Origin of the sequence: Stecheria intestinalis (assembly GCF_009696165.1) — a bacterium.
In the GTDB taxonomy this organism is placed as follows: Bacteria; Bacillota_I; Bacilli_A; order Erysipelotrichales; family Erysipelotrichaceae; genus Bulleidia; species Bulleidia intestinalis.
Window position 1 is genome coordinate 1 of the sequence record NZ_VUMN01000024.1, and the last position, 24,630, is coordinate 24,630.

The 24,630-nt window shown below is 50.5% G+C and carries 19 protein-coding genes and 8 tRNA genes; 22 read left to right on the plus strand and 5 right to left on the minus strand.

The annotated features are described in order from the left end of the window. Positions 1–93 precede the first annotated feature (93 nt). Positions 94–534, minus strand: coding sequence for a hypothetical protein (locus tag FYJ51_RS09560; protein ID WP_154505281.1), 441 nt, complete (start codon positions 532–534; stop codon positions 94–96). Between the two features lie 245 nt (positions 535–779). On the opposite strand from FYJ51_RS09560, the gene FYJ51_RS09565 reads away from it, so the two are divergent. The 13 genes from FYJ51_RS09565 to FYJ51_RS09630 all read left to right on the plus strand — a co-directional run bounded on the left by FYJ51_RS09565 (position 780) and on the right by FYJ51_RS09630 (position 8,193). Next, positions 780–856 (plus strand) — tRNA-Arg (locus FYJ51_RS09565). Between the two features lie 4 nt (positions 857–860). Further along, positions 861–937 (plus strand) — tRNA-Pro (locus FYJ51_RS09570). Positions 938–945: 8 nt separating this feature from the next. Next, positions 946–1,022 (plus strand) — tRNA-Met (locus FYJ51_RS09575). Between the two features lie 25 nt (positions 1,023–1,047). Then, positions 1,048–1,121, plus strand: a tRNA-Ile gene (locus FYJ51_RS09580). A gap of 7 nt (positions 1,122–1,128) precedes the next feature. After that, positions 1,129–1,219 (plus strand) — tRNA-Ser (locus FYJ51_RS09585). A gap of 39 nt (positions 1,220–1,258) precedes the next feature. Continuing rightward, positions 1,259–1,335, plus strand: a tRNA-Met gene (locus tag FYJ51_RS09590). Between the two features lie 2 nt (positions 1,336–1,337). Next, positions 1,338–1,413 (plus strand) — tRNA-Phe (locus FYJ51_RS09595). A 112-nt stretch (positions 1,414–1,525) separates the two neighbouring features. Then, positions 1,526–2,470 (plus strand): PfkB family carbohydrate kinase, encoded by a 945-nt coding sequence (locus tag FYJ51_RS09600; RefSeq protein ID WP_154505283.1) that lies wholly within the window; start codon positions 1,526–1,528, stop codon positions 2,468–2,470. Then, the gene (locus tag FYJ51_RS09605) at positions 2,467–4,797 is read left to right on the plus strand and encodes an HAD-IC family P-type ATPase (protein ID WP_154505285.1); all 2,331 of its coding nucleotides are present in this window, start codon (positions 2,467–2,469) and stop codon (positions 4,795–4,797) included. Before FYJ51_RS09600 ends, FYJ51_RS09605 begins: the two co-directional genes overlap by 4 nt. Then, positions 4,794–5,327: an HAD domain-containing protein gene (locus FYJ51_RS09610; protein WP_105304119.1), complete on the plus strand. Its 534-nt coding sequence runs from the start codon at positions 4,794–4,796 to the stop codon at positions 5,325–5,327. The genes FYJ51_RS09605 and FYJ51_RS09610 overlap by 4 nt, the downstream gene beginning before the upstream one ends. A 366-nt stretch (positions 5,328–5,693) precedes the next feature. After that, positions 5,694–6,161 carry a hypothetical protein gene (locus FYJ51_RS09620; protein ID WP_154505287.1) on the plus strand — a complete coding sequence of 156 codons (468 nt, stop codon included), beginning with the start codon at positions 5,694–5,696 and terminating at the stop codon, positions 6,159–6,161. Between the two features lie 118 nt (positions 6,162–6,279). Further along, a complete protein-coding gene (gene tnpA, locus FYJ51_RS09625) occupies positions 6,280–6,684 on the plus strand; it encodes an IS200/IS605 family transposase (RefSeq protein ID WP_154505332.1) in 405 nt (134 codons plus the stop codon). 12 nt (positions 6,685–6,696) lie between these two features. After that, positions 6,697–8,193 carry a hypothetical protein gene (locus tag FYJ51_RS09630; protein WP_105304115.1) on the plus strand — a complete coding sequence of 499 codons (1,497 nt, stop codon included), beginning with the start codon at positions 6,697–6,699 and terminating at the stop codon, positions 8,191–8,193. Between the two features lie 430 nt (positions 8,194–8,623). Here the strand turns inward: FYJ51_RS09630 and FYJ51_RS09635 are convergent. Next, positions 8,624–8,708 (minus strand) — tRNA-Leu (locus FYJ51_RS09635). Between the two features lie 149 nt (positions 8,709–8,857). Between FYJ51_RS09635 and malQ the strand changes: the two genes are divergently transcribed. The 4 genes from malQ (at position 8,858) to FYJ51_RS09655 (ending at position 15,094) form a co-directional block, all read left to right on the plus strand. Continuing rightward, positions 8,858–10,360, plus strand: a complete 1,503-nt coding sequence (gene malQ, locus FYJ51_RS09640; protein WP_154505289.1) for a 4-alpha-glucanotransferase — start codon at positions 8,858–8,860, stop codon at positions 10,358–10,360. Between the two features lie 84 nt (positions 10,361–10,444). Continuing rightward, on the plus strand, positions 10,445–11,845 hold the full coding sequence (locus FYJ51_RS09645; RefSeq protein ID WP_105304113.1) for a DUF349 domain-containing protein: 1,401 nt from the start codon (positions 10,445–10,447) through the stop codon (positions 11,843–11,845). Positions 11,846–11,912: 67 nt separating this feature from the next. Continuing rightward, the gene (locus FYJ51_RS09650) at positions 11,913–13,259 is read left to right on the plus strand and encodes a hypothetical protein (RefSeq protein ID WP_154505291.1); all 1,347 of its coding nucleotides are present in this window, start codon (positions 11,913–11,915) and stop codon (positions 13,257–13,259) included. Between the two features lie 116 nt (positions 13,260–13,375). Continuing rightward, positions 13,376–15,094, plus strand: coding sequence for a phosphoenolpyruvate carboxykinase (ATP) (locus FYJ51_RS09655; protein ID WP_154505293.1), 1,719 nt, complete (start codon positions 13,376–13,378; stop codon positions 15,092–15,094). Positions 15,095–15,105: 11 nt separating this feature from the next. On the opposite strand, the gene FYJ51_RS09660 is transcribed toward FYJ51_RS09655, so the two are convergent. After that, positions 15,106–15,645 carry a TetR/AcrR family transcriptional regulator gene (locus tag FYJ51_RS09660; RefSeq protein WP_105304110.1) on the minus strand — a complete coding sequence of 180 codons (540 nt, stop codon included), beginning with the start codon at positions 15,643–15,645 and terminating at the stop codon, positions 15,106–15,108. A gap of 182 nt (positions 15,646–15,827) precedes the next feature. On the opposite strand from FYJ51_RS09660, the gene lon reads away from it, so the two are divergent. The 5 genes from lon (at position 15,828) to FYJ51_RS09690 (ending at position 21,488) form a co-directional block, all read left to right on the plus strand. Further along, on the plus strand, positions 15,828–18,152 hold the full coding sequence (lon, locus tag FYJ51_RS09670; protein WP_154505295.1) for an endopeptidase La: 2,325 nt from the start codon (positions 15,828–15,830) through the stop codon (positions 18,150–18,152). Between the two features lie 81 nt (positions 18,153–18,233). Next, on the plus strand, positions 18,234–19,109 hold the full coding sequence (locus FYJ51_RS09675) for a phosphoribosylaminoimidazolesuccinocarboxamide synthase (protein WP_154505297.1): 876 nt from the start codon (positions 18,234–18,236) through the stop codon (positions 19,107–19,109). 114 nt (positions 19,110–19,223) lie between these two features. Further along, positions 19,224–19,898: an amino acid ABC transporter permease gene (locus FYJ51_RS09680; RefSeq protein ID WP_105304107.1), complete on the plus strand. Its 675-nt coding sequence runs from the start codon at positions 19,224–19,226 to the stop codon at positions 19,896–19,898. Then, positions 19,895–20,674: an amino acid ABC transporter ATP-binding protein gene (locus tag FYJ51_RS09685; RefSeq protein ID WP_105304106.1), complete on the plus strand. Its 780-nt coding sequence runs from the start codon at positions 19,895–19,897 to the stop codon at positions 20,672–20,674. The genes FYJ51_RS09680 and FYJ51_RS09685 overlap by 4 nt, the downstream gene beginning before the upstream one ends. Next, on the plus strand, positions 20,658–21,488 hold the full coding sequence (locus FYJ51_RS09690; protein WP_105304105.1) for a transporter substrate-binding domain-containing protein: 831 nt from the start codon (positions 20,658–20,660) through the stop codon (positions 21,486–21,488). Before FYJ51_RS09685 ends, FYJ51_RS09690 begins: the two co-directional genes overlap by 17 nt. A gap of 329 nt (positions 21,489–21,817) precedes the next feature. Here the strand turns inward: FYJ51_RS09690 and FYJ51_RS09695 are convergent, their stop codons facing one another. Both FYJ51_RS09695 and FYJ51_RS09700 read right to left on the minus strand, forming a co-directional pair. Continuing rightward, on the minus strand, positions 21,818–23,185 hold the full coding sequence (locus FYJ51_RS09695) for an FAD-dependent oxidoreductase (RefSeq protein WP_154505299.1): 1,368 nt from the start codon (positions 23,183–23,185) through the stop codon (positions 21,818–21,820). 86 nt (positions 23,186–23,271) lie between these two features. Beyond that, the gene (locus FYJ51_RS09700) at positions 23,272–24,630 is read right to left on the minus strand and encodes an FAD-dependent oxidoreductase (protein ID WP_154505301.1); all 1,359 of its coding nucleotides are present in this window, start codon (positions 24,628–24,630) and stop codon (positions 23,272–23,274) included.

Below are 24,630 nucleotides of genomic sequence, written 5' to 3' on the forward strand. Positions count from 1 at the left end.
ACCGGAAAACATAAGTTAGCCTTACTTTTTCCGGTAAATTAATCAGATTATATTCTTTCTGAATACCAACTTTCAGGGGGTAGTTGCATTAACTTATGCAAAGTTGCGTTTAGTTCTGCAACTCACCAGCAGATAGAAAATCTTCTCCATGTCATACTCGATCTTCAAGCCCCTGGTCTGTCTCCTCCAGAATTCATCAAGTCTTAACTCTTTATAGATCCGTTTGAACGCAACATAACCGATATTCCGAACTGCAGATTCTCCAAGGCCGAGCTGCTCATTCAGATTGAGCATGATCGATACCGAAGAAGAATCGCTTTTCAGAGCATCCAGCTTTTCCTGTGCTTTCTGCTTCTTCGTTTCTTCTTTATAGAACTGCCTGAAATGGGCAACAGGATCCTCATACTGAGGAAAGTCACTGACAAGGCCGAGAAACTGAGCAGGCATATTGACCCATCTGCCGTCCTTATACTGTTTACCACGAAGGAAAATAGCGACCTCTCCGTTGGCGTAGGTGGTGGTTTCTACGTACATAAAGGGACCTCCAGAGAAATTATATCATAACTGGGAATAACTGGGAACACAGAATATATAAACTGTTGACAATATAAAAGGCGATATCATCGCCAAAATCCGAATCCTATTGATTATCTGGTATTAAACTCAGGAGGAGCAGGACAGACCGAGTGAAAATTTTCACGGAAAACATTCTGCAAAGCTGCTTGCAATTCCTCCGGAGGTCTGATACTATAGGTAGGCACTGAATTTGATGTGCACATGCGCCGATAGCTCAACTGGATAGAGCATTTGACTACGAATCAAAAGGTTGCGGGTTCGACTCCTGTTCGGCGCACCATTATCGGGATGTAGCACAGCTTGGTAGTGCACTTGATTTGGGATCAAGGGGTCACAGGTTCAAATCCTGCCATCCCGACCATATGCTATGGCGAGGTAGCTCAGTTGGCTAGAGCAATCGGTTCATACCCGGAAGATCGTGAGTTCGAGTCTCACCCTCGCTACCATTCCTGAGTCAGGTTTCAATCGATTGGAACCTTAGCTCAATCGGTTAGAGCTGTCGGCCCATAACCGACTGGTTGCAGGTTCGAGTCCTGCAGGTTCCACTGGACTGGAGGAATACCCAAGCGGTTGAAGGGACCGGTCTTGAAAACCGGCAGGTCATGCAAGTGGCGCCTGGGTTCGAATCCCAGTTCCTCCGCCATCGATTCTGTTACATCCTGATTCAAGTTTTATTTCACATCGCGAGGTAGAGCAGCCTGGTAGCTCGTCGGGCCCATAACCCGGAGGTCGTTGGTTCAAATCCTTCCCTCGCAACCATTGGTCCTGTAGCTCAGTCGGTAGAGCACGGCACTGAAAATGCCGGTGTCGGCAGTTCAATTCTGCCTGGGACCACCATCAGAAAAAGCTGAACATGCATGAAGATGCAGTTCAGCTTTTTTGACACTTCCGGATTTCTGCCTGGAAAAACGTTTCTTGAACCGGAAGATTGCATTCTATAATAAGTAACATGAAAAACGTACTGATGATCGGCGCATCGGCTGCAGATCTTGCAGCTTCGGTAAAGGCGCTTCCGAAAGGCAATGAAGACCTGAATGCAGAAAGAACCTGGCTTAGGGCAGGAGGAGAGGGATATTGTGCGGCAGCAGTATTTCAGTCTCTGAATATGCCATATACGCTCCTTTCGTCTGCAGGAGAAGGGCAGTATGCAGACTTCGTGAGAGAATCCCTCAAAGCAAGGGGAATCACTCCGCCTCTGAAGGTTTCCGGCATCACCGGATGCACGTATACCATGATTGATCCGAAGGGAAATACCGGCATGATGATGGTGCCTGGTTCCGAATACAGCTTTGATGCTTCGGAACTGGAAGGAATTGATGAAAGTGAGATTTCCTGGCTGTATGTAAGCGGGGATCTCTTTGCGCATGAAAGGAAAGACGAACTGTTAAAGGTGCTGAAGAATTGGCGTGGAAAGATCTTCTTAAGGCTGGGCGAGCAGGGTGTGATGATTGATCTTCTGCTCATGAAGGCATTGTATGGGCTGCATCCGGTCATGCATCTGACAGAAGCAGAAGCCTGGACGCTGGCAAGAGGACAGGGAGACAGCCTGATTGCGATCGTGCAGTCGGTGACGAAGGAAACCGGAAATACGGTCATCGTCTATCTGCAGAATGGGGGCTGCCTCTATGCAGAGGGACGTTCCTGCATCTCGATTCCTGCTCCGAAGACGATGAATGACAAGGATCTCTCCGGCAGCGGAGCTGCTCATGCTTCGGCGTTTCTGGCAGCGGTGTGTGCAGGCATGAAGCCTCGTTCTGCTGGCTCATTTGCGGATCTTTATGCCTCCGAAGTAAGATCCTGTGAAGAGAATGTACTGCCCTCAGAAAGCGCGGGCAGAATGCGCCGCAGGATGGCGGAAATGATACTTGGAAAAGAGGTAGCTGATCCGGAATGAGCAGAGGACTGACTCAGAAGGAAGCAGATCGGCTTGCATCAGAAGGAAAGCTGAATCAGTCTCCGGAGCGGATGACAAGAACGTATCCGCAGATTGTGAAGGGCAATGTATTCACGCTGTTCAATCTGATCAATACGATTCTATTGGTTCTGGTTCTCATTACCGGACAGATTTCTAATGCGCTGTTTTATCTGACGATCTGTGCCAATGCCATCATCGGAACTCTGCAGGAATTCAAGGCCAAGCAGGTCATGGACAAGATGTCCCTGCTGGTGGCTGCCGAGATTGAAGTATGCAGGGATGGAAAATGGATCGTGCTTCGTTCAGACCAGCTTGTACCAGGCGATGCGATCCGTCTGAAAAACGGCATGCAGATACCTGCTGATGCAGTTGTGGAAGAGGGCTACCTGGAAGTCAATGAAAGCATGCTGACGGGCGAGTCGAAAGCTTTGATCCGCAAGCAGGGAGACCTGCTCTATGCGGGCACGATCATCACGTCCGGCTCGGCCGAATGCACGGTTCTTCATACTGGCAAAGACAATGCGAGCGAGACGATCATGAAGGACGCCCGCAAGTACAAGCCAGCCAGATCCATGCTGCAGGAAGAACTTCAGAAAATACTGCAGGTGATCACGGCTATCATCGGACCGGTAGGCGCAGCTTTGTTTCTGATTCAATACTTCGTGCTTCATCTTTCGTGGTCAGAGGCGATTCTGAAAACCGTATCCGCATTAGTCGGCATGATTCCGGAAGGACTGGTTGTCTTAACGAGTGTTGCGTTAGCAGTCAGCACGATCCGGCTGAGCCGGAACCATGTACTGGTCCAGGATCTTTATGCCATTGAATCTCTGGCCCGAGTCGATGTACTCTGCCTGGATAAGACCGGAACCCTGACCCAGGGAACCATGAAGGTCCAGGATGTGATTCCGCTGGAAGACGCAGATCTGAATCATATCAATTCCATCATGGGCAGCTATGTCCGGGTATTCTCGGAAGGAAATGCGACCGATAAAGCTCTGCATGATCACTTTGCTGAAAATAAGCTGTATGCAGAAAAAGATATTCTTCCGTTTTCTTCCGATCGCAAATATGCAGGCCTGGTGTTTGCAGGAGAAGGAAGCTTTTATCTCGGGGCTGCAAATTTCCTGTTTCCGGAGGGAATTCCGTCTCTGAATCATCGGCTTGAGGATTTTGCTGCGGCAGGATGCCGGGTTGTGATTCTTGCTCATTCCGTGGAAGACACCATTTCAAAAGATTCCCTGCCGAAAGATCTTGAACCTGTGGCCATGATCACGATCAGGGATGTGCTGCGCCCGAATGCAGAAAAGATCATCCGGTATTTCCATGATCAGGGCGTCAGCCTGAAAGTCATCTCGGGCGATGATCCGAGAACTGTTTCTGCCTTAGCACAAAGCGCCGGCATCGACCGGGCAGACCGCTATGTGGATATGAGCCAGAACCGCCATCGCAATATGAGCGGACTGACGGACTTCACGGTATTCGGCCGAGTGCTTCCGGAGCAGAAGAAGGCAATGGTGAAAGCTCTGCAGGAACAGGGCCATACGGTTGCCATGATCGGCGATGGTGTCAATGATGTGCCTGCCCTCAAAACTGCAGACGTCGGCATCGCAATGGCAGCAGGTTCTTCTGCCGCAAAAGACAGCGCCAACATCGTCCTTCTGACCAGTGACTTCGGTACTATGCCGGACATCGTCAAGGAAGGCCGCAGAGTCATCAACAACATCAGCCGGGCAAGCTCCATGTATCTGGTCAAGACCGGCTTCTCAGTACTGCTGGCAGTGCTTTATACGATCATCGGCCATCAGGAATATCCATTCCTGCCGATTCATCTTTCTCTGATCAGCACCTTCGGAGTCGGCGTCCCGACGTTCATCCTGCAGATGGAACCATCGTTTGAACGCGTGAAGGGAAGCTTTCTTTCCAAAGCATTCCGCAATGCCTTTCCTTCTTCGATTACCGTATTCCTTTCTGCCGTTCTGGTTTCTCTGCTTTCCGATGTATTCCATATGCATGAAGCAAGAGCGGATATGATCTTTGTCCTGCTGACCTGCTTCACGTATCTCTATACCCTGTATAAGGTCTACTATCCTCCGACAAAGCTCAGAGTCGGAGTCATCTGGACGATGGGGGCACTGATCCTGGTCAGCCTCATTCTGTTCCAGGATGTCCTGCAGGTGCAGGCTGAATGGATTGACCTTCTGATTGTCATTCCGGGCGCAATCCTGGTGCCGGTCCTGACTGCTGCAATCAGCCGTGCCTATGACTGGACTGCATCGAAACTGAAACTGCTGAAGAGGAAGAGATGAATCACGTTCTGTTTGCCTATCACATCCGCCATACCATGCGCAGATCGCAGAAGCAGAATACCGGCATCCGCTATCTGTTTCTGGACTTTGACGGCGTCGTGAACGTTCCGCCAAAACCGGATACCGAAGAATTTCAGAAAGCCATCGCAGAGAATCGCTTTGAATTCTTCCGCCCGGAAATTGTTCAGAGAGTCGGACGGCTGTGCCTGGAGTATGATCTCTCCATCGTGATCGCTTCTTCCTGGCGATTCCTCGGCGCTGAAGCATGCATGCAGAAACTGTATGATGCAGGTCTGGACAGATCGGTGAAATCAGCCGGCACGACCCAGGAAGAAGATGCTCCGAGAGAGCAGGAAATCTCTGCCTATCTGGAAGAACATCCGGACTATGAAGCATTTCTGATCCTCGATGATATTCCGATGACGTACCTGAAGCCGTGGGCAATCTCAGTCATCAGCGAAGAAGGATTCACCGAAGCAGATGATCAGAAAGCCAGAGAACTTCTCAGTGATATGCTGAAGCAGAAATGAACTGAGAAGCAAAAGTGTGATACATGCATGAATCAGCCTCTGAATGAACCTCCTCAGAAGCTGATTTTTCTGTGCTGGATGCTCATATCAGAAATCATCTAATAAAGTTAGTCTAAACTGACATTTACATCGCCTGAAGCAGACTGCCGTGGCAGCTTATTTATAGAATCACTTTTTATGAAAGAGAAAAGCGGGAAATCCGGAAATCAGAAAAGAAGAATTCATCCATGCCGCAGAGCAGTTATTCCTGGAGAAGGGGTATGAGCATGTCTCGATCCGCAATGTGCTGGATGCGGTAGGGAATAAGACTGCTTCGCCAAGTGTCTTCTACTATTACTTTTCGTCCAGGGATGTTCTCTATCATGCATGCATCGAAGCAGCTGGGATGCTTATCTCTCGGAATGGAAAGAAGCTTTCTGCAATTCTTCCGGAACCATGGAAGATCTGCTGATTCAGATGACTCTGCTGATGGAGAAGAGCCTGAAACAATACAGCCGGTTTCTGCCTTCAGGAGCTGCTGCTATGGATCGTCTGTTCATCCTGGACGTGCGCAGCCAGGTGACCAGTGCGATGGCAGAGCTCTGGGCAGAATTTCTATATCAGAACGGAATCTGTCCCGAAGCAGAGTATCTTACCCGCGGACAGTTTCTTGCCGGCGGGATCGGGGAACTGATCTTTCAGAATCTGACGGAAGAACAGCAGGATGAAGCATTTCTTCATGCAGTAATGCATTCGATTATCTTCTTTGTCCTTTCGGCCATGAACTTTTCTGAAGAAAAGAGAAGGATGTTGCTTGTAGAACTGGAGAAGAAAAGACAGCTATGGCAAGTCTGACAGAATTTCCGCCGCCGCAAGCCAACGTATTTCAATCGTTGGTTAGGCGGGATAAAATTTGTTAACAATTTAGCTTTTGATAGCATATTACAGCTACATGGCATGCTATACAGAATATATGAAAAAAGACGAATACAGACGCACAAATACGACAGTTTCGCTGCTGAATTATCATTTCGTTTTCTGCCCTCGCTATCGCAGAAAAATATTCGACCTTGCGGACGTAGAAGAATACTTCAGAAACCTGGTGGCAGAAGTGTGCGGGCAGCACGATCTTCAGATCCTTGCAATGGAGTGCCATCACGATCATGTGCATCTGTTTGTTTCTGCTCCGCCCACAACGGCGCCTTATGAAATCATGAAATGGATCAAGAGCGCGACTTCCCGCAAAATCAGAATGCAGTTTCCTGCATTGAAATCGATGTCCGCCTTATGGACGCGAAGCTATTTTGTCTCAACAGCAGGAAATGTGAGTTCTGCCGCGATACAGAATTATGTAGAGACGCAGAAGACAAGACCTTAGGAGAGAGCATTTATGTTCACGGTACGGATTCCAATTGATACAGATAAATCTGCAGAAGCGCATTTCAATAAATGCTTTTTCTATGCATGGAAATCCAGCAATCTCATGGTCTGTTGTGCACAGCAGAGGATGAATGCGCTGAATTCTGATCGTGCCTATCGGAATGCAAGAGAAGAATACGGGCGCAGATTCTCAGGGAAGAAGACAGAAGACCTGAGCAAAGCTCAGAAACGCCGGAAGAAAGAACTTTCTGCGCTAATGCAGGAAAAGCAGAAATCATATGGCCTCTCCAAAACAGATTTTGAAAAATACCTTTCTGTTCAGCAGCACAGATACAGTGCATGGCTTACTTCCCATCAGATGCAGGCGATCGCCGACCAGGTATGGAAAGGAGCTGAATCCGTTCTCTATGGCAAAGGCAGATCCCTGCATTTTAAGAGGCTTACGGATATGGATACCATTCCCCAGAAAGACAATAATGGGATTCGCCTGAACGGATGGAATGATCTTGTGTTTATGAAACGTCACTATGCACTGAAGGCTCCGGATTCGGCATATTTGCAGTCTGTCAGGGACAAAGGCGCCCGGGTGCGCTACTGTTATCTGAAGCGGATCGAATTCAGCAGCGGATGGAAATATTATGCCGTCATTGTATTGGAAGGCGACCCTCCGCATAAAGAAAAAACCAGACAAGGGCACAGAGTCGGCATTGACATTGGGACTTCAACGGTTGCCGCAGAATCGGAAGAAAAAGTGATGCTGGAAAATCTGGCACCGGATTCCATCCGCTATGAGAAAGAGGTCCGGCATCTGCAGGCTCTTCTTGATCATAAGATGCGAATGGCAAATCCGGATAACTATGCAGACGACGGAACTGTCCGAAAAGGTAAAAAGAAATGGCACATCTCCCGGCAGGCAAATCGTCTGAAAAAGAGAATTCGTGTTCTGCACAGAAAAGAAGCTGCTTATATCCTCTGTTCTCATCGGCGGCAGATCAACCGCATTCTGAGCAGCGCGAACGAAGTGATCGTTGAACCGGTCAGTCTGAAGGCAATGCAGAAAAGATCGAAAAAGACCGAACGGAGCGACAGGGGAGCTGCAATAAACGGAAAGATTATCCATAAGTACAAGCGGAAGAAGCGATACGGTCATTCGATTAAAAATCACGCTCCAGGCAGATTCCTTCTGGAGCTGAAGAGAAAAGCAGAAGTTATGGATATCCCGTACTATGAGATTCGGACTTCTGCCTATAAAGCGTCTCAATTCCATCACGATACCGGAGAATATATTCCGTCTCCGGTGAATGAGCGATACAAGATCATTTCCGGTATCACAGTACAGAGGGATCTGTACTCTGCATTCCTGATCCGGCATACGCTTGATACGCTGAATGCGCCGGACATCGATGCATGTATTAACGATTTTGAGAAGTTTGCAGACATTTCCAACCGTGAGCTGGCGGCTATGAAGGCAGCCGGCATAAGCAATCAAGCCTGCTGGGGCTTCTGAATCCAGAAAGATCAACCGTTCCAGACATCGGACGGGCCACACGAAAGTACGCACAGTGTGCGGAAATCCGGCGAAGCCGACTATCTGCGGAGCCTATATGCGACTGGGCGTATGTGAGATATCAAGTGCATACAAGCGGCGCTGAATACTCTGTAAGACAAGACTGTGCAATCTTGATCCGCACAGCAGGAATCCCACGAATTCTATTCGTGGGAGGATGTCAAGGAAGCAGGCTTCCATGATATCCAGACAGATACGAAGAATATCTGGCTGTGCCTGAAAGCAGTGAAGTGACAATACATGCATGAAAGAAGAACGGCCGGGAAAATGACACCGGATCATAGAAGAAAGCACTGAAGACGATACTGTTCATCAGTGCTTTTTATCCGGAGAATATAACAAAAGAACGGCTTATTCAGCCGTTCTCCTATGGTGCGGACAACAGAATTCGAATCTGCACGAGTTTCCCCACTGACCCCTGAAATCAGCGCGTCTACCAGTTCCGCCATGTCCGCATTGCGTTATTTATATTACAACAACAAAAAGAAAAGTCCAGTACTTTTTTTGCATGAGATTTTTAGAAACGAGGGAAAGATATTTTCTTGAGCAGACACGGGACCAGGCCTGCGGTACAATAGCGGCAGAAAACGAGGGAAAATCATTTATGCAGCGCAGTTGCGGAGTTCTTTATCCGATTTCATCTCTGCCGTCTCCTTACGGAATTGGCAGTTTTTCAGAAGAGGCCAGAGAGTTCATCCGGTTTCTGAAACAAGCAGGCCAGAGTGCCTGGCAGATTCTTCCGATCGGTCCGACCGTGTTCGGAGATTCTCCATATGCTTCCATTTCCGCTTTTGCGATCAATCCGTACTTCATCGATCTGGATCAGCTGAAAGCAGAGGGACTGCTTTCCGAAGGAGAACTGCAGGAACGTTTCTGGGGCAGCGATCCGGAGTCTGTGGATTACGGAGCGTTATATCAGAATCGCTATCTGGTTCTGAAGATTGCGGCAGACCGCTTCTTTGAACGAGGCATGGGTCAGCAGGAAGACTATCAGTCTTTCTGCAGGAAAGAGCAGTACTGGCTGGAAGACTATGCACTGTTCATGGCGATCAAGCAGCTGGAACAGGGAAAGAGCTGGCAGGAATGGGATCTGCCATTCAAGACCAGAAATAAGGACGCTCTGGAGCAGGTAGAAGAAGAACAGAAAGAACTGATTTCGTTTATCTTCTTTCAGCAGTTTGAAGCAGAGAAGATGTGGAACAGCCTGCATGAATATGCTGGAGAACATGGCATCGATATCATCGGAGATATGCCGTTCTATGTATCTCTCGACAGTGCAGATGCCTGGGCTCATCCGGATGTCTTTGCGATGAAAAAGGATAGAACGCCCATGGAGGTGGCGGGCTGTGCGCCGGATGCGTTCAGCAGCACCGGCCAGCTGTGGGGGAATCCGGTTTATGACTGGAAGAAGCCGGATCATGCAATGAGCTGGTGGATGCTGAGAATGAAGCGCAGCATGGAATTCTATGATGTGACGAGAATTGATCACTTCCATGGCTTCTCGGAGTATTACGCAATTCCGTATGGCGAGAAGACGGCAGAACATGGAACGCTCCGGAAGGGACCTGGCATGAGCTTCTTCAGGAAACTGAAGGAGGAATGTCCTTTGATTCGGCTGATTGCTGAAGACCTCGGCAATGTGACGGAAGAGAATACGAAGCTGCTGAATGATACCGGGATTCCGGGCATGAAGATTCTGGAATATGCCTTCACGTCCTGGAACAGCATCTATCTGCCGTACCGGTATGATCATCATTGCGTCGTCTATACCGGAACGCATGACAATCCGCCGGTACGGGCATGGATTGAGGAGCTGAATGACGGATCCAGAGACTTCTTGCGCAGGTATCTGAATTCGATGAATTCGGATTACGGCCAGCTGACCTGGGATCTGATCCGGGAAGCGTATCGCAGCACGGCAGATCTCTGCATCATTCCGATCCAGGACTATCTGGTCAAGGGCAGGGAGGCTCAGATGAATGTGCCAGGCACCTCCGGAAACAGCTGGAGGTGGCGCGTGCTGCCGGGGTTCCTGTCAGACGATCTTGCCGGGAGTATGCATGACCTGTCAGCCCTCTACGGAAGGCTCGGATCTTCGGAAAAATAGACGAAAATTGGCCCGGAATGCGGAAAAAGCGTGTCATTTGGGGGTAAATAAGGTAAGATATTCATTGGTTGCGGAGGAGATAGTATGGATTGGAAAGCAATGCTGCCTGGTTTTGATGAGAAATATGCGAAGGTGAAGATTCGCCCGCATAAGAAGTTCGGCGGAAAGGTATATGAAGTGATTTACGGTGCCGTCGACGAAGCTCAGAATCCGGTGATGGCAAGTGAAGAGAAAGAGGACGGACATGGAAGATGGTATGGCATCGAATGCGATGGTACCTTCACGATGTTCTCCTGGAAACATCCGGCATGCGAGGGCGGAGCTCTGGAATACGGAACCGAGTTCAAGGATGATGCACTCGATCAGCTGGAGAATGGAATTGATGCAAAGCAGGAACTCTGCCGCGAAGCAGAAGCAGCTGTGAACAGCAATGCAGCAGATGCAGAAGCGAAGCTGGCAGATCTGAAGGCAAAGTATGATGCGATGCATGACTTCGGAACGCCGAAGGAAAAGGAAAGCAACGAGCGCTTTGCAAAGGCCTGCGAGCAGTTCGGCGTCAGAGCTGAGGCTGCCAAGGCAAATGCGGCTGAGAAGCAGAAGCTGGTCGATAAGGCTGCTGAGCTGAAGGAATCCACGAAGTGGAAGGATACACAGCAGGCATTCCGCGATCTGCAGGATTCCTGGGAGCAGATCGGTTCTGCCGGTGCCCAGGATGATGATCTGTGGCAGGCATTCAGCTCAGCTCGCAGAGAGTTCAATGATCGCCGCAGAGCTTACTTTGACAACCTGGATACCGTCAGAGCAGAAGCGAAGCAGAAGAAGGAAGCGCTGATTGAAGAGGCTAAGAAAGTTGCTGCGAATGTCACCAGCTACAAGGCTGCTGCAGATCAGATGAATCAGCTGATGGACAGCTGGAAGGCTGCCGGATCTGCTGGCCATGATACGGATGAGGAACTCTGGAAGGGCTTCAACGAAGCTCGTCAGGTGTTCTATGATGCGCGCCGCAAGTTCTTCGATGAGCGTGAGGCTGCCCGCAAGGCAAGTGTCGCTGCCAAGAAGAGCCTGATTGCTGAGGCAAAGGAACTGACTTCCAAGGGTGACTACTCCAAGGAGATCACCGAGCGCATGAAGCAGCTGGACAAGGAATGGAAGGCTGCCGGATACTGCGGCAAGGAAGAGGGAGACAAGCTCTGGAACGAATTCAAGACCGCTAAGGAAGCGTTCTGGGATGGCAAGCATTCTGACAGCCAGAAGCGTTTCCAGGATGCCCTGGCCCGCAAGGAAGCCAAGATCGAAGAGACCCGCAGCGAGATCAACAGCCTGCAGGTGAAGTCCTTCGAGACGGAAGATTATGACCGTATTCACAGTCTGGAACGCCAGATTGAAGCGAAGAAAGCTCTGATGGAAAACCTCAAGCAGGATGTCGAGGAACTGAAAAAGAAGATCGAACCTGCTGATGAATCCAGCGACAGCGAAGAAAACTGAAATTCCAATCCGAACCGATAGTGAAAGCCGCAGAATATCTGCGGTTTTCTTGACTGAAGGAGAAGAGATGAACGAATATTTCCGAGAAATAGCACATACGATGAAATACGGCAATGCCGTGAAAGCTGCTGAGATCCAGGAAGAACTGAAGAAACCGGTTCCCTCGTGTCCTGAGCGGAATGCAGTGCTGAACCAGGCGGTATCTGAGCACTGGTCTGCCGTCCGGACTGATCAGGTGCTGAAAGCGAATGATCTGGATCTGCTTGATCCGGAACAGAAAGAAGAAGCGCTGCTCAGAACTGCCCTGGAAGAAGGATGGAGCCGAGATCAGCTGGAATCCTGGAAGCAGAAGCTTTCCGCCCCATCGGATCTTCTGCTGAAGACCAGCAGCGTCCTGGCGATTCCGGCAGAAGGAGCAATGCTGAACTTCCTGTATAAGGCAGAAGCGGAAGTTGAAACAGAGGGAAAGACCTGGTTTCTAAAGGAGATGGTGATTCCGAATACCGTTCCTGTCTTTTCGGCAAGTTCGGTCTACGAAGGACAGGAACCGGGCAGAAAGCCTGAAGAATGCTGGCATTCGCTGATGGAAACTCTTGATAGTCCGTTTGCAGAAGTCTTTCTGCTGATGGATCAGCGCATGGATGAGAAAGCCTCTGGAGCACTGAATGCCGTCTATGACACAAGAGGCTTCGGAACGAGATACGGATTCCGCTATCAGAAAGATGGCAGTGTACTTGGCTACGCCGAACAGTATCGCATCGAAGGAGAGAATCGTCTGTATCTTCAGGTGATCATGGACCATGGCTCCATGCGCTATGAGCTTTCTCATGCGACAAGATTCCTCGGCTTTGAGCTTGGTGATTCGTATCGTCTCTACTGCAATGAAGACGTGCCTGAGGCAGAACAGTCGGAGGCTTCTCCGGAAGCCTATGATGACATGCGCTGCTTTGCTTTCCGGAAACTTGCCCATGAATTATTCCTTGAAGCAGGCAGAAATCAGATCGAGCTGCCGATTCCAGACGATACTGTTTCGCCGATTGAAGTGACGCATGTGCGCATCGGCGTATTGAGAAACGATGAAGGGGTCAGGCATGTTGCGGAAGCAGAGTTCACGGAAGATGGCATGACTTTATATGCAGCAGTCGAGGACCTGAAAGACGGATCCACGATCTGGACCGTGCAGGGAGACAGTGCCTATGACGAAGTCTTCCATGATGCGCCAGAAGAAGCGTATGACCGGATTCTCGAATGGAACCAGTCGCATCAGGAGTCCAGAATGTCCCGCTATGGCGATCTCTTTGCACTATTGGAGAATACTGCCAGAAAGGTATTCCGGAACCAGCAGGACTTCCTGGACTGGAAGCCGGGAGAGGAAGATCTCTATGGCATTATGGGGGGAAGAGAAGAAAACTGATCCTTCTCTGCATGCATGACTCCTGAAAATATCCATTTCGGCCAATCTGTGCATCGGAATTTCCGCTCTCCTGATTATAGTGAAATCAAACACATTCAGAGAAACGGAGGAATTCAATGACTGAAGCATGCTATTTTCATGAGAACACCTGCATTATCGACTACAGCGCGGCCTATATCACCAATGCCCATCAGCTGGTGGATTCCGAGGCATTCACGGAATTTCTGAACCGTTATGTCGTGTATCTTTCTGAACATCACCGGGATCTGTACCACTTTCTGATCAAGGACCACCCGGATCAGGAAAGCATCGTGAAGGATCTGAAGTCCGTGCTCAATCTATTGCTGATCATGAACTTCGACCAGGTCGATGTGCCATATGTGAAACTGCCTCATGTATTCCTGGAAATCGTCGAGGAAGGATATCACTACTGGCGCAGCCTGCAGCGGTATTCTCTGCTCCATGCGAGCCGTTCCAGCAGCTACCGGATTGATGCCTTCATCGATGCGGATAATGAGATCAATTCCATCGCACTGCAGTTCTACCGGGCCATCCAGGAGAAGGTGCAGGGCGGATATTCCAATGTCTACCGCCAGCTTCAGGCCGGCACCAATGCCAGCCTGCTGCTGGAAAGCTATGCATGGCCGATTCCGGAAGGGTATGAAGTGTTAAAGGACATTCCGTTCATCTCGATGGTCATGCTCAGAACTCCGCTGCTCCTGCATCCGAAGTCCAGCAAGCGCACGAACAAGTTCATCGATGCAGACCATAATCCGATTGAAGACTTTTCCGGGCAGAAGAACGAATGGATCTGCTATCCGGCCAGTGTCGGCGAGATGCTGATCTACTGCTACTTCCATCGCAGCTACATCACAAGTGCGGTGAGCTGTTCCAATCTCTTCGCGCTGGCCAGACCGAAAGACTGCATCGGAAAGAAACCAGATGCGATCCTGCTGTTCGGAAACCAGGATGGAACAAAAGACACCGTATTCTATGAAGACAAAGATGCCGGAATGTGGGTCGGAAAGGTCAGCGATGCCCTGGAGATTGATTATTTCGGCTATACGAAGAAAGCAATCCTGACCCTGCATAATCTTGCGATGATGGAGAAGGGCTGGCTGCCGATTCATGGCGCTATGGTCAATCTGTATCTCAAGGACGGAACGAAGAAGGGACTATTGTTCATGGGCGATTCCGGGGCAGGAAAGTCGGAGACGATCGAAGCCCTCAGCATTGCCGGAAAGTATCTGATTGATCATCAGGAGACGGTGTTTGATGATATGGGCACGCTGCACCTCGATGAACATGGCGAAGTGCGGGCCGAAGGAACCGAAATCGGTGCGTTTGTCCGCCTGGATGATCTGGACCGGGGAACTGCCTATAAGGATCTCGATCGTTCGATCTTCTTCAATCCGGAGAAAGCCAATGCAAGAGTCGTGCTGCCGGCTGCTCCGTATTCCGCAATCACGGAAGAACATCCGATAGACTGCTTCCTGTATGCCAATAACTATACCGACAAAAGAGGCCTGGAATGGCTGGATGGCAGCGTTGCGGAAACCGAGAAGCCATTTGTCGAGGGCAAGCGGTTTGCCTTAGGCACCACCCAGGAGAACGGCATCTCCACCACTTACTTTGCCAATCCGTTCGGACCGATGCAGCGGCAGGAAGAATGCCAGCCGATCATCGATAAAATGTTCACGGCCATGAAAGAACAGAATATTCCGATCGGTGAGATCTATACATGCCTTGGTCTTCCGGGGAAAGGAGATCATGGCATTGAAAAAGCAGCGGAAGCGCTGCTTGACTTTGTGATTCATGGAAGAGAAGAGAGCTGATCTCTTCTTTTTTACAGATTGAGATAGCTGCCGCTGAACAGGGAACGGATCATATCAGCGAGGAATTCCTGTGTCGCACTGGCTCCGCTGCTCAGGTAGCAGGACGTGATCGAAGAAAGACCGCCCGCCACAAAGCAGGCAAAATAGCTGCGCTCGCTTGGTCTTAACTGTTCCATGAAGTCCGGACAGTTCATGAAATCCTGATACTGCATCTCCTCGAGGACCCCGAGCAGATGGTTCTGATAGAGCAGCTGAAGCAGTTCCCGGTTGTCGAGAATGTATCTGCTGTAATGTTCTGACAGGGAGTAGAGCGGATTGTCCGAGCAGGAATGCTGGTCGCAGTCATAGCAGCACACGCGTTCCAGCTCATAGCGGATGACGTTTTCCTTGTTCTGAAACAGCGAATAGAAGGTCTGCCTGCTGACGCCTGCTTCCAGACAGATCTCCGATACGGAGATTTCTTCAAACGGGGTTGTTTTCAGGAGGTTCAGAAAAGCATCTCCGATCAGTTTCTGATTTGCAAGGGCAGTCGTATTGGATCCGCAGTACATGTCTTTCCTCCCGATTCCAGATTTTTTATACTATTATGCTTGACAACTGTCAATGTTGGAATCATAATACGGATACAAACTTGACAGGTGTCAAGCGAGTGATCGAAGGGTTTCCTGCTTATTTTTTTACCTTCGATTTAGCACTCTGATTGCTCGAGTGCTTGAAAAAGGAGGATATTACTATGACAGTATTACCAATTCTCAATTCGGCAGTACTTCCGGATTCGCTCATGTTCTTCCCTGCGGATTACTATAAACAGATGACCGGAGCAGACCCTGCGGTCAATGACCGGGTGATCTTCCTGCTGGTCCGGGATGGCCAGCAGATGCCATGGAAAGAAGACAGCTTCTATCCGATCGGCGTAACCGGCGAGATCCGGGAAGTCAATCCGGGCGGATATCTGACGATCCAGAGCGGACCGCGGGTATCTATTGAAGCTGTGACAATCCATGCTGATCACTCTCTGACCGTGAATGCTGCGAGAATGGCAGACGTCGATGATCTCGACGAAGCTGAGGAGCAGAAACAACTCGAGGGCATCAAGAATCTTGTCCGCCAGTATATGTCGAAGTTCCAGTGGGGCAAGATTGCTGAACCGTTCGTGGACGTATGGCACCATGTCAGCGAAGTGCTGGCAACCATGAGCTACTGGATGAAGCTGACTGGAGAACAGCGCTTCCAGCTGCTGCAGATGGACAGCAAGAGAGAGCGCATGGATAAGATGGAATCCATGCTGTATGAGTATCTCGAAATGGCAAATGTCTCAGCCGAGGCAAATACCGCAACCGAAGAAGACTATCAGAAGTCGTATCGGGAAGCTGCGATCCGCAAGCAGATCGACTACCTGCAGAATGAGCTCGATGAGATGCATCCGGAGAATGTCAGCGATGTGCAGCGCTTCGAGAAGAAGATCCGCGAGAGCGATATGAACGACGAAGCCCGCCGCGAAGCCGAGAAGATGCTGAATCGCATGAAGCAGGAGGGCAAGAACAGCCCGGAATACGGAACGCTCTATGACTATCTGGACTTCGTGACTTCGCTTTCCTGGAAGGCACCGGAGGCAGAGACGATCAACCTGAAGAAGGCTGAGAAGATCCTGAATGATCAGCACTATGGCCTCGATAAGGTCAAGCAGCGGATCATCCAGCAGATTGCGGTCATGAATCTGAAACATACGCAGTCTGGTTCGATCCTGCTGTTTGTGGGTGCTCCTGGTACCGGCAAGACGAGCATTGCAAGCTCCATTGCCAAAGCCCTGGATCGTCCGTATGTCAGAGTCGCACTGGGCGGTGTCAGGGATGAGGCAGATATCCGCGGCCATCGCAGAACGTATATCGGCGCAATGCCTGGCAGAATCATGGATGGCATCTCGAAGGCCGGAGCCTCCAATCCGGTCATGGTGCTGGATGAGGTAGATAAGCTCGGGGCTTCGTATAATGGCGATCCGGCTTCGGCTCTATTGGAAGTTCTTGATCCGGAGCAGAATAAGAACTTCACGGATCACTACATGAATGTGCCGTATGATCTCAGCAATGTGATGTTCATCTGCACGGCAAATACGACAGATACGATTCCGGAGCCTCTGCTGAACCGGATGGAGGTCATCCCGTTCAGCGGCTATACCCCGAATGAAAAGTTCGAGATTGCAAGAAGACATCTGCTGCCGAAGTCTCTGGAACTGGCAGGTCTTACCAAGGATCAGCTTTCCATCACCGATGAAGCGATGAAGACGATCATCAGCGACTACACGATGGAGGCTGGTGTCCGCGGTCTGAAGAAGCGCCTGGATACGATCGCAAGAGTCAGTGCGGTCAAGGTTGCAGAGAATCCAGAAGAATCTTTCCGGGTTACTAAGCGCAATCTGAACGACTTCCTCGATCAGAAGCCGATCCATCATGAGACAGTGCTGGAAGAGAAGAAGCCAGGTATTGTGACGGGTCTTGCCTGGACGGCAGCGGGAGGCGAGATTCTCTATATCGAAACGCTGTTCACGAAAGGGAACGGAAAAGTCATCGTGACGGGTCAGCTTGGCGATGTCATGAAGGAATCCGTGCAGATTGCCATCTCCCTCGTGAAGTCGATGTTCCCGGATAAGGCAGAGCTGTTCGAAAAGAATGATCTGCATATCCATGTGCCGGAAGGTGCAGTCAAGAAGGATGGTCCTTCAGCTGGCATCACCTTAACGACAGCAATTGCTTCGCTGGTCATGAACCGTTCGGTTCCGGCAGCGATTGCAATGACTGGTGAGGTTTCTCTGCGGGGTCATGTGATGCCGATCGGCGGTCTGCCTGAGAAGCTGATGGCGGCTCAGCGGGCTGGTGTGAAGCATGTTTTCATCCCTCAGGAGAATGTGGAGGATCTCAAGGATGTTCCGCAGGAAGTCAAGGATAAGCTCGAGATCACCCCGGTCAAGGAAGTGAAGGAAGTGCTGCAGAAGACAGGGGTGCTTGCCCCGGCTGCCTCGCTTCGTTCTTCCAGAGCTGTGAAAAGCGAATTAGCGGCGTAGGAAACAGGAAATTCATCTGTTCGTCCGTGCAGTTTCTGCTACAATGTTGCCTGTCTATTAGAAGACGGAGGCAGAAAGCAGATGAAGGAATTCTCACCGATCAAGGAAGGCAAGGTCCGCGAGATCTATGACACCGGCGATAAGCTTGTCATGGTAGCGACCGATCGTATCTCCGCATTTGACGTCATTCTGAAGAACCCGATTCCTGATAAGGGAAAGGTGCTCACCCAGATGTCGAGGTTCTGGTTTGACTTCACGAAGGATACTGCAAAGAACCACATGGTCAGCACCGACGTCGAAGATATGCCGGAATTCTTCCGGAATGATGCGTACAGAGGCAGATCCATGCTGTGCAGAAAGCTGGAGATGATTCCGATTGAGTGCATTGTCCGCGGCTATATCACGGGCAGCGGCTGGAATTCCTATCAGAAGAACGGAACCGTCTGCGGCATCCGTCTTCCCCAAGGACTGAAGGAATGCGAAAAGCTTCCGGAACCGATCTATACTCCGAGCACGAAAGCAGAGCTCGGCGAACATGATGAAAACATCAGTTTCGAGCAGTCCATTCCTGTCCTCGAGAAGAAGTTCCCGGGTCATGGCAGAGAGTATGCAGAAAAGATCCGCGATCTGACCATTGCGCTTTATCAGAAGTGCGCAGATTATGCGGAAAGCCGCGGTATTCTGATCGCGGATACGAAGTTTGAATTCGGTCTTGATGAAGAGGGCAATGTGGTGCTCGGCGATGAGATGCTCACGCCGGACAGCTCCCGCTTCTGGCCGAAAGAAGGCTATGAGCCCGGACACAGCCAGCCTTCCTTTGATAAGCAGTTTGTCCGGGACTGGCTCAAGGCAAATCCGGACAATGACGGATCGCTTCCGGAAGAAGTGATTGAAAAGACCATTGCCAAATATCGTGAGGCTTATTTCCTGCTGACAGGAAATGAGCTGAACGCCTGAAACGGATTCAGAGTGAGCGGCGGGAACTATTCTCACCGCTTTCTTATTTCCTGGGCATTCTGCAGGACAGTTTGAGGAAACTGCAGTAAGATTGCCATTTGAAAAGGGGGAGACATGACACAGAACATCTGGAATATTCTCGCAGACTCGTTCATGAAGATCCTGATTCCGGGCCTGACGATGACAATCCCGCTTACGCTGCTGGCGTTCGGGGGAGCACTTGTGATCGCTGTCATCACTGCCCTGATTCAGTATGCAAAAGTACCGGTGCTGAAGGATCTGGCAAGAGTCTATATCTGGATCATCCGCGGCACGCCGCTGCTGGTTCAGCTGTATGTCGTATTCTTCGGTCTGCCGTCAATCGGGGTGAAGGTTCAGGCCTTCCCCGCTGCGGTCATCGTGTTTGCAATCAATGAAGGTGCGTATTGTGCAGAGACCATGCGGGCAGCAATTGAAGCTGTTCCGAGAGGACAGTTAGAAGCAGGCTACTGCTCCGGGCTCTCATTCGTGCAGGTCATGTGGCACATCGTGCTGCCGCAGGCCTTCCGGACTGCTTTCCCGCCGCTGTTCAATTCCCTGATCGGCATGGTCAAGGATACGTCTCTGGCCAGCAACATCACCGTGGCAGAGATGTTCTTCGCAGCCCAGCGCATTGCCGGAAGAACGTATCAGTTCATGGCAATCTATCTGGAGCTTGCCTTCATCTATCTGATGTTCTCGACCGTGCTCAGCCGCATCCAGGCATGGGGTGAGAAGAAGCTGGCCAGCTATGGAGGAGTCCGGAAATGAGTGTGATGGAAGTAAAAGACATCCGGAAAGCATTTTCCGGCAATGAGATCCTGCATGGTATCTCGGTAACCGTGGAGCGCGGCGATGTCGTGGCGATTCTCGGTCCTTCCGGATCCGGAAAGACGACGCTGCTTCGGTGCATGAACTTTCTTGAAACACCAGACAGCGGAACGATGATCTTCCATGATCATAACTATGATCTTGCCCATATGTCTCATCACGATATCGCGAAGATCCGCATGCATACCGGCTTTGTGTTCCAGAACTACAACCTGTTCGCAAACCGCACGGCCTTGCAGAACGTGACCGAGGGACTGATCGTAGCCAGGAAGATGCCGAAAGAAAAGGCTGATGAGATCGGCATGAATCTTTTGAAGAAGGTCGGCATGGACAACCGGGCAGACCATTATCCATCGCAGCTTTCCGGCGGCCAGCAGCAGCGGGTTGCGATAGCAAGAGCGCTTGCGACCGATCCGGAGATCATCTTCTTCGATGAACCGACGAGTGCTCTCGATCCGGAGCTGATCGGAGAAGTGCTGAATGTCATGCGGGAACTTGCCGAAGAGGGGATGACGATGATTGTCGTCACTCACGAGATCGGCTTTGCCCGCCATGTAGCAAACCGCGTCATCTTCATGGACGGCGGCAATATCGTTGAACAGAATACCGCTGCGGAATTCTTCGGGAATCCGCAGAAAGACCGCACGAAGGAATTCATCCGTGCAGAAATGAACCGGGATGGTTTAGGAGGAAAGAACCATGAAAAAACAGCTTAGCATTATCGCAGCAGGAGCACTGCTTCTGACGGGCTGCGGATCTTCCGCAGCAGCCGCATCCACTGCTTCCGCTTCTTCTGCTTCTACTGCAGCCGCAGCGGATCATCTTGCCCGCATCAAGGAAAGCGGGAAACTCGTGATCGGTCTTGAAGGAGACTGGCAGCCGTTCAGCTACCATGATGACTCCGATCAGCTGGTCGGCTTCGATGTCGATGTAGCTGCAGGAATCGCAGATTATCTTGGCGTAGAGCCTTCTTATACCGAAGAGAAGTGGTCCGGCCTGTTCACCGGCTTATCTTCCGGTGTGTATGATATTGTCGCAAATGGTGTCGATATCACCGAAGAGCGCAAGCAGACCTATGACTTCAGCGATCCGTATGCCTATGATCATACCGTCTTGGTTGTCCGTGCTGACAACGACGACATCACAAGTTTCGATGATCTGAAGGGCAAGACCACTGCAAACTCCATCGGTTCCACGTATATGGAACTCGGCGAATCCTATGGTGCAACGGTCAGCGGTGTTGAGTCTCTGGCGGAATGCATGGCAATGGTCACCAATGGCCAGGTGGATGCGACCATCAACGCAGAGACCTCTGTTCAGGACTACCTGAAGACCACAGGCGATACAAGCCTGAAGATCGTTGCAAGAAGCGATGACGCAACGGAATATGCAATCCCGCTCGTCAAGGGCGATGACAACGCAACGCTGCTTGCCGCAATCAACGAAGCAATCGCGCACATGAGAGAAGACGGCGACCTGGCAAAGGCTTCCGAAACCTACTTCGGTGCAGATCTGACTTCTGCTGAGTAAAGGAATCGGCAGAACTAGAACATATCGGCAATCACTGAGACAGAATTGTCTTCATGATTGCCGATTTTTGTGTGCCCGGCATGGGCGATAACCAGGTGGTGAAAGACCGCTGCGAACTTGGCAGCAGGAATCGTTAGCCGAAGGCAAGGGTGTCCATCGCTCTGACATGAAAGCGGGCAGAGTACATGAGGCAGCTGCTGCCTTCCGGAAGTTCAGATAAAAGGAGATGGGGTGCAGATCGCTGATTCCGCATTGAGTGAAATAGCAGCTATTCAGCAGTTCGGCAATCCATGAAAAAAGCACTGGCGAACCAGTGCTTTTGTGCCTCATCAGTCTGCAAAGAAACGTTCTACGAGATCTCTGGAGTATTCAGCAACTTCTTCCATGTCACCGAAGCTCATGATCTCGCCGGCATAGAAGGTGTTGTTCTCTCCCTGCATGCCTTCGACTTTCTCATACCAGCCAGCCTGGTAGTCTTCCGTGAAGATGTGCGGGAAGTAGTAGTTCTCGCATTCGAGAATCACGTTTTCTGCCGGGTTGCTCATTGTCTTCAGATCTTCCAGCACCTGCTTCTTCGTACCTTCATAGTCCAGTACTTTCTGGCCCTTGTGATTACGCAGAGTGTAAGTCGTGATCGGCTGGTTCTTGTCGTCGGTCTTCCATCTCTTGTAATAGACCATCAGATGGCCGAGCCGCTCCGGCTGCATGTTCTCGAAGATGTAGTACGAAGTATCCGGAATATTCTCAGGCTTCATCTCGACTGCCATCGAATCATAGCGCTCATAATCGATCTTGCTGAAGAGCTCTTTCTCAGCAGCACTCGCATCTGCATATTCTGCGAAGTAAGGCAGCGGAGTCGTGACGATCAGCTTATCGAATTCCTTCGGAGCTTCATTTCCGGCTGTGATATAGACCTTGCCATCATGACGCTCGACCTTCGTGACTTCCTGATTCAGAAGGGCAGGGTGCTTCAGCTTGTCGTTGAGATGATCCCAGATGGACTGTGTTCCGTCTTTCCATGTCCAGAGTCTCAGATACATGAAGTCCATCATCGTATCGAAGTCCAGATACTTCAGCACATAGGCAGCCGGAATCTCATCAAAGTATCCATATCCGAAGGAAGTATAAGGACCGATCCAGAGATCCTTGACTCCTTCGACCCCATTGATGCGGCAGAACTCATCAAACGGCAGCATCAGATCTTTCAGGTTCGGATTCTCGCCGCTGACCTTCTGATGTTCCTTCGTTGCCGCATAACCATCATAACGGCCCTGGCTGATGCCGCGGTGTCCATTGATGTCATAGCCGACATACTTAGTCTGCAGCAGCTTGCAGAGCTTCTTGACATGATTCTTCATTCTCAGCAGATGCGGCAGATTCAGCACATTCTTCGTGGAGAACGGATCGATGACCTTGCCATCCTTGTTCTTGTATTGACGAACCAGCGCCGGTCCGTCAACTCCGTATCCCGTGAAATCCATGACCTCCTGAACGGCAAAGTACGTAGGGCAGCCCATGATTGCGCCCATCTCATACGCACGTCCATCCTTGTACTTCGGCGAATAGCACTTGCCGCCTACCCGGTTGTTCTTCTCAAATACCGTGTAGTTCTCGTAGCCTTTCTTCTCGAGATACATTGCAGCGGAAAGTCCAGCAGGCCCGCCTCCTAGAATCGCGATTCTCGTATTCCTGTCCATATTGACCCCTTTCAGATTGTTTTGTGATTTTCCTTCACAACTGTGATCATCATATCACAGGTCCCGGAGATTGGAAACGAAAAATTTCACAATGGTTTCCGGGCAAAGAAACGGGCTGTCAGTTCCTTCGCGTATTCTGCCGTTTCTTCCATGTTTCCGAAGCACATCACTTCGCCAGCATAGTAGGTATTGTTCTCTCCCTGCATCGCTTCGACCTGGTCATACCAGCCCTCTGCATAGTCCTTCGGAGAGAGGTGAGGGAAGTAATACCAGCTTGCTTCATTCAGGATCTGTCTGACCTTCACTCCGCAGTGCTCCAGATCTTCCAGTACCAGTGCTTTCGAATCCTCATAGGTCATCTCTTTCTCTTCGGTATGGCAGCGCAGGGCATACGTCACGATCGGCTGTTCCGGTTCTTTGGACCATCTGCTGTAGGCAACCATCAGATGACCAAGCCGCTTCGGAAGCAGATTGTCAAAGAAACAGCTCGAACGGGGAGCAGACGGATCCGTCAGAACGGCCATCGTGTCGTAGGCCTCAGTCCGGATCTTTGCAAACAGCTCCCGTTCTTTGTCACTGACATCTGCATACTTGCAGAACTGATCCAGCGGACTTGTCACAATCAGGGTATCAAATGACTCGGTATTCTCGTTCCAGGCAACCTGAACCTGTCCATCTTTCCTGATAATTTCTGAAACCAGGGCATTGCATACGGCAGGATGCTTCAGCTTCCGGTTCACGCTTTGCCAGATACTCTCTGTTCCATCTTTCCACGTGAGCAGATCATTCCGCATGAAGCTCATCATCGTATCAAAGTCCAGATACTTCAGCACATACGCAGCCGGAATCTCATCAAAGTATCCATATCCGAACCCGGTGAACGGCTCTGCCCATACCTTCTCAATCAGCGGCACTTCATGTTTGGCACACCAGTCCGAGAAAGACAGGGAGAGATCTGACAATGCTTCATTCGTGCCAGATACCCACTGATCCGGCTTCTGGGGCAGAAAGCCTTCATAGGAACCATTCAGAATTCCCCGGTGATTGCACGTATTGTAGCCCTGATACGTTCTCATCAGAAGGAGTCCGAGTTTTCTCAGCTGTCTCTGCAGGTCCTTCAGTTCGGATTCATCTTCCGGATGAAATGGTTCATAGACCGTTCCGTCGATTCGCCGGAAATCGCGCTCCATCTTCGGACCGTCTGCGGCAATGCCGGCAAATGCCATGCATTCCTTCACGGCATGATAAGAGGGAACACCCATGATGGCACCCATCTCATAATGCTTTCCAAGCTGCAGGGGAGAACAGCACTTGCCCCCGATCCGATCGCTCTTCTCAAGGATCGTGACGTGTTCATAGCCAGCCTGTTCCAGATACATCGCCATCGAAAGACCGCTCGGTCCGCCGCCGAGAATGCAGATGCGCTGTCCGGGATTGTATGCCAT